Here is a 13,007-nt window from a genome sequence, read left to right as displayed (position 1 = left end):
CATCCATGCGTAGCGTGGTAGGAATCTCCAGCCTTCAGGCCGGGGAGGATGTCAATTTCCCAGTTTCACCCTCCTCTCTGGCTCAGCTTGGAGCCAATGGCCTCATCGGCAAACCCTTCAACGCCGCCACCCTGGCTGCGGACATCTGTGCTCTGCTGGGCTGGGATCCCTGACTCAACCCTGAACCCGCCCCAAAGACCCCTGGGATCCCACCGATATCCGCCAAATCGCGTAGAAGAAACGTACAAATTGCCTACGCAAATCCTCGATGTTTCTCTGTACTTCCACTGATCTCGAGGCTACGATAGGGGCATGAGCGTTAGAAATACGGAGAAAACACAGATGCAAGTCAGTGAAGATCTAACCCTGGACTACCGTACTTACCGCATAGCAGCCCTATTGAGCGAGAGCTTCTCTTTGGGAGCACTGCTGGGAGTATCCCTCAAGTGGCAGAACGATGTCTCCTCCGTGAATGAGCCGCGGCCCAGGGCTTCCCATCTTTCCCTGCAGGACATCGAGCAGCGCTACCTCACCTCTTGGCAAAGATAGTCTTCTCCCTTCAAAAGCCATCTCTCAAACAGAACCAGCCATGAATACAAGTCTTGACTCTGTTACTCTGCCCTCCAGCATCCAAGAAATCGTGGAGCAGGTGTTCCGCAGCAGCTTCCTCAGCTTGGACCAAGAGAACCGCATCAATGAGCTGCTCTTTCAGCGGCGCTACTCTGAGGCTGACCTGGAACTGTTGGACTGCCTAAGCTTGGCGTTGCTGAACCATCAAATTGAGACGGAAAAACGTTCTGCGGCAAAAGCTGCCTGACCCCCAAAACGCATCAAGTTCCTCCAAAGCAAAAGGGGATCCCAGCTGGATCCCCTTATTTGTCCAATCTGAGTCCAGTGACCTAGCTGATCTCCAAGGAAAACCCTGGAAGCGCCCCGGCAAGCATTCCAGAGTTCTTGCAGGATGTGGGGACTAGACCGCAACGGTCTTCTTCACCTGAGCCGCCAAAGCTCCAGAAGCATACTTGGCTGCCATCTCATCCAAGGTAACCACCGGAACTTTGGTGCCATGGCCAGCACAGCCGAAGGCAATGTAGCGCTCAGCACAGACTTTTTGCATTTCCTTGATGGAAGGCTTGAGGAAGTGGCGGGGGTCAAACTCTTTCGGATTCTCGGCCAGGGCGCGACGCACGGCAGCCGTGATGGCCAGGCGGTTGTCGGTGTCGATGTTTACTTTGCGCACTCCATTTTGGATGCCCCGCTGAATTTCTTCCAGCGGCACACCGTAAGTCTCGGGAATGGAGCCGCCGTATTCGTTGATGATGTCGATCAGCTCCTTGGGCACCGAGGAGGAACCGTGCATCACCAGGTGCGTGTTGGGCAGGCGGCGGTGGATCTCGGCGATGCGCTCCATGTCGAGGATGTCACCAGTGGGCTTCCGGGAGAACTTGTAGGCGCCATGGCTGGTACCAATGGCTACGGCCAGCGCATCCACCTGAGTTCGCTCCACAAAGTCCACCGCTTGGTCGGGGTCGGTGAGGAGTTGGTCATGGCTGAGCGCCTCTTCCGCGCCGTGGCCATCTTCCGCTTCCCCACGGCCCGTTTCCAGGGATCCCAGGCAGCCCAGTTCCCCTTCCACACTCACCCCGATTGCATGAGCCACTTTCACCACCTCGGAGGTAACGGCCACGTTGTACTCGTAGCTGGCCGGGGTCTTGGCATCTTCCTTGAGGGATCCATCCATCATGACGCTGGTGAAGCCGTTGCGGATGGCGGAATAGCAGGTAGCCGGGCTATTGCCGTGGTCTTGGTGCATGGCGACGGGGATGTGGGGGTAGGTCTCCACTGCCGCCAGGATCAGGTGCCGCAGAAAGTTCTCGCCCGCATACTTGCGTGCTCCTCGAGAGGCTTGCAGGATAACGGGGCTGTTGGTTTCATGGGCTGCCTGCATGATCGCTTGGATCTGCTCCATGTTGTTGACGTTGAAGGCAGGAATGCCGTAGCCATGTTCGGCGGCATGATCCAGCAGCGTCCGCATTGCAACGAGAGCCATCGGTTACCTCCTGAGGTGCTGACCTAGTGCGTATGAGATTTGCTTACCGTTGATCTTATCTTAAGGTATTTTTTACGTTTTGCGGGATCAGGCCGTGGGGATCTGCGCATCTTGCCGAGGGATCTTTGCAACCATTGGCCGCAATGCTCGCGCTCAGACGCAACAGGCGCACCGACATCTTCAGATACAGTGGGGAGGGGCAAGACTGTTGGGCGCTTGCATCGAGGATGGATCTGCCCATGCCCGCTCAATTTATCTCTTAGTCTCTCTAATTCTACTGTGGTGTTTTTGTGTTGTTTGCCCGGAGGAATGGGAACGTGCGTTGCAATCGCTGGCCGGTCTTGGGTGCAAAGCCAACAAGGGCTCTGTCCTGCTGGGGCAAAAGGCTGCGCTGGGTGCGAGGAACCGGTTTGGCAATGGCCTGCTGGGCAGTGGCGGGCCTTCGGTCGGCGGCTTGGGGGATCCCTGGGCAATCTCCGGATCAGGTGGCGGCCTGGGTGAGGGACAATCCTGTGCTGCGGCCCCGTCCGGGCGAAACCCTGAACATCAACCGAGTGGAGCCGGATGGATCCCGTTTTACGTTCTTGGCTTCGGTGGCTCCGCCGGGACGGATCATCAACCCGCTGGATCGGGAGACGATTCGCTCGGAGCGGATGACGTTCTTTCGCCCCCAAGGACTGACGGCAGAAGACCTCTTTCAAGCCATTCGCGATGTCTATGGGCCGGAGATCGCCGCCGATCTGGATCAGGCAGTGGAGGTGATTCGCTACCCATCCCCAGAAGCTCTGGCAGGCAGTCCGGGCTATACCTTGGCCCTTGCCATCCAAGGGGTGGTGCTGCGGGGAAACCAATTCGTGTATTGGCTGGAGCTGACGCAAAACCCCGATGGCCGTGTACAGCAGGGGCAGGTGTGGGTGTTCCAAGAGGAATGGCTTCCCAAAGTGGAGGGGGAGCTGGCGGAACGTTTCCCCTTGCAGGTGATGACCCGTTGAGGGGCCCCCAATCTTTATCCCCGAGGAGAAGGGCGCTCAGGGGCGGAGGGAGTTGCTGACATCCAAAGCCGGCAATTCCACCCGTTCTACCTGGGGCCGAAAGCCCAACCAAGGAGTGGCCAACTGGGCAAATCGCTCTGGATCCCCGCTCACGTAGAAACGGTGGGGTTCTCCCCAAGCAGCGGTCAAGGGGCGACGCAAGTCCCACAAACTCAATTCGCGGGCCAGGGATCCCACCAGCGCCATCCCTGGATCTACCCGTTTGACCGAGGACGGCAGCAAAGGCTTCAGGATTGGATCCAGCAGGGGGTAGTGAGTACAGCCATAGACAAGAGTATCGATCCCCTGTTGCAACAGCGGTTGCAGGTAGCGTTCAGCCGCCTGTCGCAGAGCAGGGCTATCCAGCCATCCGGCTTCAATGAGAGGGACGAACTCAGGGCAGGCCTGCTCCCAACAGTAAACGGGGTACGGAAAACGTTTGGGATCCAGAGCGCTGTACTCTTGAATGGCTCTTGAGTAAGCGCGACTCTTGACCGTGGCCACCGTGGCGAGCACCCCAATGCGGGATCCTTGGGCCAGTGCTGCCTGGGCGCCGGGTAGGATTAACCCTAGAATGGGCAGGGCAAACTCCTGCCGCACGTGGTCCAGAGCCAAGGCCGAGCTGGTATTGCAGGCCATCACCACCAGCTTCACCGGCTGCGCCTGCATCCACGTCAGAATTTGCCGCACAAAGGCCAGGATCTCCTCTGGCGAGCGTTCCCCATAGGGCAACCGCGCTGTGTCGCCGAAGTAGATGAGCCGTTCCTGGGGGAGCCGGCGGCGTAAGGCTCGCCAAACCGTCAGCCCGCCCAAGCCGCTGTCAAACACCCCAATTGGCCAACTGGGATCTGGCTCTGATTTCCACTCCCACTGCATGCTCCGTTCTCCTCAACACCTTGGCCTAAGCTGCTGTATCCTACCCTGCTTTCGAGAATCTCGGCGACAGATTCCCTGCCTTCCCTCTGAGATCAACTGGGCCAACTGGATCGTCAATTCGATCAATTAAGGATCAATTGAGAGATCCGATAGACATGAACAAGCTCAGCCAACGGCTAGCGACTGCGCAAGAAAGTCTCAATGCCATCGGCAATGGCCCGCGCCAAAATAGCCTGATATTCGGCAGTAGCCAATTTTCGCCCTTCGGTTGGGTTGGTTACGTATCCCAACTCCAGCAGCACGGAGGGCATACCCACAGGTGTTTCCCGCACCACAAAAAAGCGGGCTCGTCTCACCCCCCGGTCAGCAGCACCGGTGGCCCTGACCAAGCTGCGGTGCAAGATGGCGGCCAGCTCGGCGCTATCGGGTCGCAGGTAATAGGTCTCGATGCCGTGAATGCCGGAGCGATCCAGGGCGTTGGCATGAATGCTCACCAGCAGGGCAGCGTTGGCCTGAACGGCCATATCCACCCGCGGTTGCAGCAGCACTTCCCGGTCATCGGTGCGGGTCATCACCACCCCGTACCCCCGCTCCTGCAGCAGTCGTTGCACCTGGTGGGCAACGGAGAGCACGATGTCCTTCTCCTGGATCCCATCCACCCCGATGGCACCGGGATCCCGTCCCCCGTGGCCGGGGTCGATGGCAATGACCGTCCGGTTCAGAGATTGGGGGGTGGAAGGGGAGGCAGGGCCGGGCGTCTGCGGCTGAGGTATTGGTGGAGGAGCATTCAGAGGTCGCAGCTCCAAGGTAATGCGGCGGGATCCCTGGCCGGGGTTGGGCTCGAAGACATTGAACTCCTCGGCGGGCTGCACCAGAATGCTGACCGTGCGGGCATCTTCCTGGACAAAGCGGATCCGCTCCACCGGCCCTCCAACCGGCAAGCCGGGATCCGGCATAGACTGGGGCAGGCGAGCGGGCGCCACGTTGATGCGGTAGCCACCACTCTCGGGATCCCAGCCGGCCCGGTAGAACATGAATCCATCGGCGCTGATGATCAACCGGTTGCCCTGGAGCTGAACCGATTGCAACGTGGCCAGCGGCCCACTGCTGTTGACAGAGCTGACCTCGGGCAAAAGGCTGGCCTGGGCAGCACCGCCGGCAGGCTGGATCCAGATCCCACCTCGCTGTGGGTCGTAGCGGGCTTCCCAGTCGCCACCGGAGGAATCCACATCCAGCACTACCCGAGCAACGGTGGGCTCAAACTGCCCGATACGCAGCCGCGAAACCCCCAGACGGTTGATGACATAAGCTCGCTGGGTGAGGGCAGGGCTGAGGGTGGTGTTGAGAAAATCCACCACTACCCGATCCGGATCGAGGATGCGCCGCACCGTAGTGGAGGGGCTGCCTTGGGTACGGATGAAAAAGCCTTCTGCTTGCGGGGATACCTCTAAAATTTGATGGCCGGAGCGAGGAGATGGGGTGGGTGCCGGGCGTCGGGGAGGCAGTGTCGGCAAAGGCGGGGACGGCGGGAAGGGATCCCTGGAACCTCCCAATAAGCCGGCAGATGAAGGGGGAGAAGAAGAGAGAGATCCGGCCTGGGTGAATTGAACAGCCCAGCGGGAGGGGCCGGCGGTGAGCAGTTGCAGTTGGTTGAGGCTGAGAGGCTGATCCGGCTGCAGATACAGCACAAAGCGGGTAATGGTATCCGTAAGCTGGCTAATCTGCAGAGAGGTGACACGGCCCGCAAAAGTCTGGGTTTGGGGCTCCTGTCCAAAGCGGGTGTTGGGAAAATCCAGCACAACCCGAGGCGGATTCTGCAGCACGAACAGAAAAGGCCGCACCTCGCCCTGGGTGTTAACTTCCAGCCGCCCCTGCTGGGGGTCGTAGTACCAACGCTCAATGCGCGATAAACCTGGGGCTGTAATCGCCTGAGCCTGGACAGATTCCGGGGGAAACAGCCCTGCCCCCGCCAAGCTCAACAGCAGCATCGCCCCCCATATCCGCCTTGACCTCGGCTTGCCGAATTCAGGCATGACCTTCCATCCACTCCCCACACCTGCTGCCCTCAACTATACCAACCTGCCCTCGGAGCAGCCTGGGAAGGAGCGCAATTCCGCTCTTGCCTGCAGGGCTGGGGGATGATGGGTAGAGGCTCGCCCCTTCTTCTTCCTGCTTGTTCTCCGGCGAGGTATCTTGGGATGCCCAAACCACCGGATCCCCTAGCCCTGGCCTGAGCTGGACACGCCCAGTCGATTGTGCAGGTTGTGCGGATGGAGCTGCTGCGGCGTCGCTGGTGTGCCCGAGTAGACTTTGCCGACGAGACCCTGCACATTCACCTCATCGGATCCCCTTATCGGCCTCAGCTCTCCCCCCAAGTTGCCGCCGCCCAACTGTTTCTGATCCTGAAGCAACTGCGGATTCCACGGCTGGATCAAGTGGAGATTTGCGCTTTCCGCGGCTCACGCTTGCTCTGGCGGCAGAGCCTAAAGCTGGGATCCCGGCAGCGTTGGGATCGGTTTTCCTTCGATAACTGGGCAGTCAACGCTTGGGCTTACCCGGCTGCGTTTGCGGTGGCCCTGATGGTGAACAACATAGGCTTGTTGCAGTTGTTGCATTTGCCTCTTCACATTTGGATCCACGAATTTGGCCATGCCACCGTCGCCTGGTGGAGCGGGTATCGGGCTTTGCCTCTGCCCATCGGCTGGACAAGCGTTAGCTCGCAGAGGGATCCCTTTGTGTATTTTGGAATCCTCTTTTTACTGATTCTACTCTTCTGGTCAGCCCGCAAGGAGCGGATTGGGTGGCTGCAGGTGCTGGCCATCTTTCTTGCTCTATTGCAGTTTTACATGACCTGGCTGATGCCCAATCGCACCTGGGAGATGTTGTTTGTCTTTAGCGGCGTTGGAGGAGAATTTTATCTCAGCACCTTTCTGATGGCCAGCTTTTATTTTCCCTTGCCAGATCGTTGGCGATGGGATTTTTGGCGATTTGTCGTGCTGGGGATCGCGGCCAGCAGCCTGTGGAGAAGCTTTTGGGAATGGCACAGCATCAGACTGGGATTGGCCGAGGTTCCCTGGGGAACTTTGTTGGGCGGCCAAGGAGATGCCAGGGGGGATATGAACCGCCTAAACTACGACTTTGGCTGGAGCACCGATCAAATTATCCAAACCTACACTTTTTTAGGGAACCTGTGTGTTTTCGTCGTATTGAGCCTATATGTTCTATTCCTGTTGCGGGCAAATGATGAGATTTGGCTGTATCTGCGAGCAAAGCTTATTCTTTGGATGGATGGTTTGATAGGCTCCAGTTCAAGGAAACGTTCTTAAGATCCTCTTGTACTGAACATTGCCCCAACTACAACTTTTTCCGGCAGCACCAGCTACATCCGGCGCAAAATGAGCTCTTGGGTAAAAGGGATCCCGCTTGTCTCCAGAACTTCCCTAGTGTCCAACTCGATTCCTCAAGGGGGCAGGATCATTTTGGTTTTGGACTGCAGCTTTGCCGGTTGGGAATTGCTCCAACCACTCCGTTGAGCTCAGAGGGCGTTTGTGGTGCCCATCTGGGCAATGATTGGGCGGGAGAAGCGGCACCCCTATCAGGTTGGAGATGGCCTGTTGAGCATTCGCTCTATGCTGAGGGATATGTATAGACAAACTTCCTCTGCAACGGTACTTTACCCATGTCAGCCGCCTTCTCTTGGCCCTACCGCACCCCAGGGATCCCAGACTCTGCCTTTGAACGCATCCCAGGGATCCCGATGAGCCCTCGTGAGGTGCGCGTGTTGGTGCTAAGCCAGTTGCGCCTGGGAGAGAACCACTGCCTGTGGGATATCGGCGCCGGAACCGGCACAATTGCCATTGAAGCGGCTGTTCTATGCCCCAAAGCTCGCGTGATTGCCATCGAGCGAGATGCCGAGGTAGTCAGCCTAATCGAGAGCAATTGCGAGAAATTTGGCCTCACCAACGTGCAGGTGATTCAAGGTACTGCCCCCGATTGTCTGCAACACCTTTCTCCGGCACCGGATCGCATCTGCATTGAGGGAGGCCACCCCCTACGCGAGATCTTGGAAGCCTGCTGGAGCCATCTCAGCCCCAACGGGCGGGTCGTGGCGACGACCAACTCTTTGGATGGGCTCTACGGCCTTTCTGCCGGCCTGGCCGCTGTGCGGGCTCATCATGTGGAGGTGATTCAATCGGCGGTGAACCGCCTGGAACACCGCGGTCGGACTCAAATGCTGCTGGCATTGGATCCCACCTTTGTTTTAAGCGGAGAAAAAATGAGTTAAGTTTTATATGACCTGTTTACATTTTTTGGTAGATCTTTTCCCAAGGTGATGAATAAAAGCAGATTGGTCTGTCTCGAATGTCTTAAACTGGCAAAAAAGATTGGGCCACCACAAACCTTAAGCTATACTGATGTTTCTCGATCCCAAACTCAAATCTGCTTTTATACCAGATTAAGAGAGCTGGGAAACCCAAAAGCTATGGTTCAATTCCAAAACCCCTTTCAGGAATCACGGGAAGTCAGGCTGCGGCAACTGTTGATTCGAGAGCGCTGGCCAGAAATGCTGAAAGGCTGCCGGGCTTGCATCCATTGGGACGACTTCAAGCGACCGGAATGCTGCGGTGACTGCGGCATTGGCGATCGCCGTAGGCAAGCGGTAACCGAAGAAAGCCCACCCAGCAAGTCCCCAGGAATTTAGGGTTTCCCAAGCTTTCCAGAGGGGGATCCCAGCTCTTGTGGTGGTTTGTAGTAATTTTTACCTAGGGAGTTTTACCCAAAAATTGGGTCCCAAGCCCAGTCTTCACATCTGTCTGCAGCCAGAGCAAACCAGCAAGGTGGGGAGGCAACGAGCGCCTCTCGCAGGATCGTTATGTCGTTGCTCCCTAGCCTCTCATCGCGCCAGCGGGCCGGAGGCCTTTCGCGCCAGCGGGACGGAGTCCTTTTTTCGCCCCATTGGCCCTCTGCTTCAGCGTCTCAGGAGCAGCTCCCCAGCAACCTCCACGCAGGGATCCATGTTAATTTCTACACCAAGTTAATTTCTACACCAACATGGTTAGCGACAGGGTCGGCGACAAGCCTCAAACCCTGATTCTTCCGTTGACCCGGTCGATCCCGCTCTGGGCAAGGGTTTCAGGCCTCTCGGCAGAGAAAAATAAGGGGAAATTGCAGCCGTTCGCGCCAGCGGGACGGAGTCCTTAAACGAGACCCTGTCGATCTAGGCCCCTGGATCCCGCTCTGGACAAGGGTTATAATCGGGGGGAGTCGCTTCCCTTCGGGGAAGTGGAATTAGTGGAACTAATGGAAACAATACGAAACTTCTCAATCACCAGTACCCCCATCATGCCCCACGCTAGGGGGTAGAACTTGGCACTGGCAAACCCTGCTTGCAGGGCCATTTGTCGTTGCTCTTCTCCAGAGGGAAAGCGATCTAGGCTGGGATCAATGTAGGCATATTCGGATCCCAGTCCCAAAGTTTTGGCCTGGGCAACCACCTGAGTGTTCAAGTACCAGCGCTGAAATTGTTCGCAAAGAGGGATCCCTGTGGGGCGGTGAAAATCCAAAATGGCGGCACGACGTCCTGGCTTCAGTACTCGCCTAATCTCTCGCAAGGCTTGGGGAATATCGGTTACATTGCGCAAGCCGTAGCCCATGGTAATGGCATCGAAGCTACTGTCGGGAAAAGGTAAGGCCAAGGCATCTCCCAAAACCCACTCCAGGGAGTAGCCAGGGAAGAGCCGGGAGCGACGCCGGGCAATCGCCAGCATGGCGGGAGAGAAATCTAGGCCCACCACATGTCCCCTTCGTCCTACTCGGCGGGCCAACTGCAGAGCCAGATCACCGGTTCCACAGCACAGATCCAGCACATATCCTCCTGAGCTGGCGCCCGACCAACGCACGGCCATACGCTTCCAAACCTGATGGAGGCCCAGGCTCAAGGTTTGGTTGAGGGAGTCATAGTGGGGAGCAATGCGGTCAAAAAGCGCTCGGATTTCCTCAGGCTGTTCAAAGGTTGGGCTAGGCACCTCTTCTCAACTCCACCTCATGTTCCCCGTACAAACTTTGTTGCTCCTGTTGCTCCGCAACGCTACGTGACCGGATCTGTGGTCTGAAGCTAAAGGAAGAGGGGTGTTACGGCGGCACTGGGATCCCACTGGCTCCCACTCGGTGGCGGCGGCTGGGGTAATCAGCCAAACTCAGGGACAGGGATCGGGATCCGGCTAGGCTCGAGGCTGGGATGCGGATGGTTCCCTGGAAGACTTGGCTATTGGGGGGCAGCTCCCCCGGCAAACCCTGGGTGAGCGCGCTGATTGACCGTCCATTGTCGTCAGTAATGTTCAGGAAGCTATAGAGAAAGCGCACCGTCTCTGCCGAGTTGTTTTGCATAGCTACATTCAGAACCACTTGGCTTCCCTCGCGACGAACCGAGAGCACCTGCATAGAGACCTGTCCACCGGCGGCAATTGGTAGGGGGGGCGGAGGTGGTGTGGGCGCCGGCGGGGCAGGAACTCCGTCCTGCTGACGGGAACGAGAAGGTGGAGGAGATGGGGTGGCGGGGCGAGGAGTTGGCGACGGGGCCGCCGCCAATTCAGGAGACAATCTGGGGGTGGGTGTTGGAGTGGGAGTTGCAACCGGCGTGGGTGCTGGGGTAAAGAGGGGGGTGGGAGTTGGGGACGGACGAAGGCTGGCTTCGGCTGCTGCAATTACCTCAGCCTCGTTCAGCAAAGGCACAGTACGGGGATCCCGAACTTCGCGGGAAGGAGAAGCCTGACCGGAGCCGGTGACGGGAGAAGAAACCCCCGATAGAGCTCGCTGACCAAATAGGTAGCCCAGACAAGCACTCAACACCGTTGTGAAGAGAAATGCGCTCAGCCAGAACAGCACCCCCGAGAATGTGGAGGCGAACTCCTGAGACGGTTTGGCCGGTCTACGCAAAGGCTGTTAACTCCTGCTGCTAGTTCGCTTTCCTATGATACGAAAGTGACAGAGAAGCTAGGGGTTCTCGACCGGGGCAGAGTTTTTGCGTTGTTGCTCATGGGCCTGTAGCGGGGCGCTGTCTAAGTTGGGCAGCCGCTCCCCCAGCCACCAACCCGGATCTTCCCAGCTCAGGGATCCCAGCCATTTCCCGGCCCGATCTGCCAAGACCAAGCCCAACAAAACGGGAGCAGTGGTGATCCCCAGCGCTAGGCTGAGCCAGAGCGGTTGAGGAGATCGAAAAGAGGCCGAAGCAGCCTTTTGTTCAGGCGGAGATATTGGCTTGGGATCTGTCATGGTCGAGCTTTTGAGCCTGAAGTTCAAGTGCGCTGTTGTTAGGTTAATCTCAAGCGTCAGTGGATTTCCAGCGTAATGTCGATTGTGCTGATCTGTGGCCCTGTGCGCTCCGGCAAAAGCCGGCTGGCAGAGGGTTTGGCTGCGGCTTCGGGCTTGCCGGTTATCTACCTGGCTACCGGGCCGAAACCCGATCCCAAGACGGATCCAGAATGGGCAGAGCGCGTTCAACAGCACCGGCAACGGCGGCCTTCCAGTTGGCAGACTTGGGAAACCGGGAGGGACTTGGGGGCAGAACTGCAAAAGTTGCCCCAGCCCTGTTGTGCGCTGGTGGATTCGCTGGGGGGATGGGTGGCGCAGGGCCTAGACTGTCCCTCTTCAGAATGGGATCCCTTGGTGCAATCCTTCTTGGCAACCTTGCAAAGCCATAGAGGGGAGATCCTCCTGGTGTCTGAAGAAGTGGGCTGGGGGGTGGTGCCCGCTTACCCACTGGGGCGGCGGTTTCGGGATCGGATGGGGGAACTGACCCAAAGGCTGGCTCCCCTGGCCGACCAAGTGTTTTTGGTAACGGCAGGTTTTGCCCTGGATCTCACCCGTCTAGGGATCCCAGTGGCGAGCAAGACAGAGCAGAGCTGAGATAAGCTGCATTTGCAAGCCAGATAGCTGTGTTGCCGTGCCGATTACCCTCTACCTTCCTGCCAAGGCCATTCAAACTCTGGATCTCACCCCCGGCCATGAGCTGGTGAAAACCTTGATGGCCGATCCCGTGCGTGCTGCCCAGCAGGTGCAATGCGCCATCGATTGGCCGCGCAGCCCTGAGGATCCACGGGAGCTGTCCGAGATCCCGGAGGTGCGCCTGTGGTTTATTCGTTGGGATACAGTCTACCCCTGGATGCCCTACTTTCTCAATTGGCGCCAAGGAGAACTGGCCCGTTACGCGGCTATGATGGTGCCCCACCAATTCAACCCTCGGGAGGGCATTGTTTACAACCCAGAAGCGTTGGAGATCTTTGTCTATCAGAAGATCTTTGTGTTGATGCGGTGGTTTAAGCAGCAGAACCTGGGATCCGTCTCCATGCTGCGGGATATGGCTTTGGTGTTTGGCTTCGAGATCCAGCCGGAGTTTCTCGGCCTATGGGAGGCAGAGCCATGAAGGTGATGGTGGCCAACACCTGGCCGGGGATCCCAGGAGCTACGGCAGTGGCCGACGCTTGGCAGCAGGTGGTTCAACGCCCTTGGGGCCGGCTCAGAGTGGATCCCAACCCTTCGGAAGCTCAGCTAAAGGCCCTCTGGCAACAAATCTCCGAGTGGGCAGGAGAAAAAGATCCCCTACTGGTTTTGCCGGGCAGCGTTGCCGATCCCCTGGGGCCAGGCCAAACTTGGGCGGATCTGGCCCATGCGTGGGGGTTGAGCTTGCTGCTGACGCTGCAGCGGGAGGCCGCTCTGAGCCAAGCTGCCGCTTTTGCCGCCCTGTTGCGCCAAGCCAAGGCCCGCGGTTTGGGGTGGGTGCTGATTGGATCCCTGACCGAAACTGGGGATCCCCAAGCCTTGGAAAAGCTGGATGCAACTTTGATCCCGCGCCTGGAAGCCCAAGTAGGAATGCCGGTGTTGGGGAGAATGGCTCTTGATGGGCAGATCCTTTGGGATCCAGATGCCCTGCTGCTCTGCAATGCTGCCCAACCAAGGAACTGAGCGCCACCCATTGATCCCTGCGGCTCGAACCGTTCCTGATACATTCACGCTGAACTCTCCTGAACATGGTTCAGGAAAGAAGCGATCGC

15 protein-coding genes are annotated in these 13,007 nt (G+C 58.0%); 9 read left to right on the top strand and 6 right to left on the bottom strand.

Annotated features, from left to right (window positions below):
• Positions 1-342 precede the first annotated feature (342 nt).
• Positions 343-549: a hypothetical protein gene (locus NW829_RS09475; RefSeq protein WP_011432020.1), complete on the top strand. Its 207-nt coding sequence runs from the start codon at positions 343-345 to the stop codon at positions 547-549.
• Positions 550-589: 40 nt separating this feature from the next.
• Positions 590-817: a hypothetical protein gene (locus NW829_RS09470; RefSeq protein WP_414387935.1), complete on the top strand. Its 228-nt coding sequence runs from the start codon at positions 590-592 to the stop codon at positions 815-817.
• 153 nt (positions 818-970) lie between these two features.
• On the opposite strand, the gene fba is transcribed toward NW829_RS09470, so the two are convergent.
• Positions 971-2,050, bottom strand: coding sequence for a class II fructose-bisphosphate aldolase (gene fba / locus NW829_RS09465; protein WP_011432022.1), 1,080 nt, complete (start codon positions 2,048-2,050; stop codon positions 971-973).
• 416 nt (positions 2,051-2,466) lie between these two features.
• On the opposite strand from fba, the gene NW829_RS09460 reads away from it, so the two are divergent.
• Positions 2,467-3,042 (top strand): hypothetical protein, encoded by a 576-nt coding sequence (locus tag NW829_RS09460; RefSeq protein ID WP_414416955.1) that lies wholly within the window; start codon positions 2,467-2,469, stop codon positions 3,040-3,042.
• A 36-nt stretch (positions 3,043-3,078) separates the two neighbouring features.
• Here the strand turns inward: NW829_RS09460 and murI are convergent, their stop codons facing one another.
• Together murI and NW829_RS09450 are read right to left on the bottom strand one after the other, a co-directional pair.
• Positions 3,079-3,957 (bottom strand): glutamate racemase, encoded by an 879-nt coding sequence (gene murI, locus NW829_RS09455; protein WP_414416954.1) that lies wholly within the window; start codon positions 3,955-3,957, stop codon positions 3,079-3,081.
• Positions 3,958-4,133: 176 nt separating this feature from the next.
• Positions 4,134-5,945 carry an N-acetylmuramoyl-L-alanine amidase gene (locus NW829_RS09450; protein ID WP_414350538.1) on the bottom strand — a complete coding sequence of 604 codons (1,812 nt, stop codon included), beginning with the start codon at positions 5,943-5,945 and terminating at the stop codon, positions 4,134-4,136.
• Between the two features lie 282 nt (positions 5,946-6,227).
• Here NW829_RS09450 and NW829_RS09445 point away from each other — a divergent pair, with 282 nt between their 5' ends.
• The 3 genes from NW829_RS09445 to NW829_RS09435 all read left to right on the top strand — a co-directional run bounded on the left by NW829_RS09445 (position 6,228) and on the right by NW829_RS09435 (position 8,659).
• Positions 6,228-7,283 (top strand): hypothetical protein, encoded by a 1,056-nt coding sequence (locus NW829_RS09445; protein WP_414416953.1) that lies wholly within the window; start codon positions 6,228-6,230, stop codon positions 7,281-7,283.
• A gap of 353 nt (positions 7,284-7,636) precedes the next feature.
• Positions 7,637-8,242 (top strand): precorrin-6Y C5,15-methyltransferase subunit CbiT, encoded by a 606-nt coding sequence (gene cbiT, locus NW829_RS09440; RefSeq protein WP_414332185.1) that lies wholly within the window; start codon positions 7,637-7,639, stop codon positions 8,240-8,242.
• Between the two features lie 198 nt (positions 8,243-8,440).
• Positions 8,441-8,659 carry a hypothetical protein gene (locus tag NW829_RS09435; RefSeq protein WP_414332184.1) on the top strand — a complete coding sequence of 73 codons (219 nt, stop codon included), beginning with the start codon at positions 8,441-8,443 and terminating at the stop codon, positions 8,657-8,659.
• Positions 8,660-9,206: 547 nt separating this feature from the next.
• Here the strand turns inward: NW829_RS09435 and ubiE are convergent.
• From ubiE to NW829_RS09420, 3 genes are all read right to left on the bottom strand, one after another.
• Entirely contained in the window at positions 9,207-9,983 is a 777-nt protein-coding gene (gene ubiE / locus NW829_RS09430; RefSeq protein WP_414416952.1) for a bifunctional demethylmenaquinone methyltransferase/2-methoxy-6-polyprenyl-1,4-benzoquinol methylase UbiE, read from the bottom strand.
• A gap of 106 nt (positions 9,984-10,089) precedes the next feature.
• Positions 10,090-10,893 (bottom strand): hypothetical protein, encoded by an 804-nt coding sequence (locus tag NW829_RS09425; protein ID WP_414413325.1) that lies wholly within the window; start codon positions 10,891-10,893, stop codon positions 10,090-10,092.
• 57 nt (positions 10,894-10,950) lie between these two features.
• A complete protein-coding gene (locus NW829_RS09420) occupies positions 10,951-11,229 on the bottom strand; it encodes a hypothetical protein (protein ID WP_414407421.1) in 279 nt (92 codons plus the stop codon).
• A 75-nt stretch (positions 11,230-11,304) separates the two neighbouring features.
• On the opposite strand from NW829_RS09420, the gene cobU reads away from it, so the two are divergent.
• Genes cobU through NW829_RS09405 form a run of 3 tightly spaced genes read left to right on the top strand, consistent with a single transcriptional unit; the run spans position 11,305 to position 12,918 of the window.
• Positions 11,305-11,862, top strand: a complete 558-nt coding sequence (gene cobU, locus NW829_RS09415) for a bifunctional adenosylcobinamide kinase/adenosylcobinamide-phosphate guanylyltransferase (RefSeq protein WP_414416951.1) — start codon at positions 11,305-11,307, stop codon at positions 11,860-11,862.
• Between the two features lie 37 nt (positions 11,863-11,899).
• Entirely contained in the window at positions 11,900-12,379 is a 480-nt protein-coding gene (locus NW829_RS09410) for a CRR6 family NdhI maturation factor (RefSeq protein WP_414352031.1), read from the top strand.
• Entirely contained in the window at positions 12,376-12,918 is a 543-nt protein-coding gene (locus tag NW829_RS09405; protein WP_414416950.1) for a hypothetical protein, read from the top strand. The genes NW829_RS09410 and NW829_RS09405 overlap by 4 nt, the downstream gene beginning before the upstream one ends.
• Positions 12,919-13,007: the final 89 nt, after the last annotated feature.

Origin of the sequence: Synechococcus sp. R55.8, assembly GCF_047461895.1 — a bacterium.
Classification (GTDB): Bacteria; Cyanobacteriota; Cyanobacteriia; order Thermostichales; family Thermostichaceae; genus Thermostichus.
This window is presented reverse-complemented; position numbering and strand designations above follow the sequence as displayed.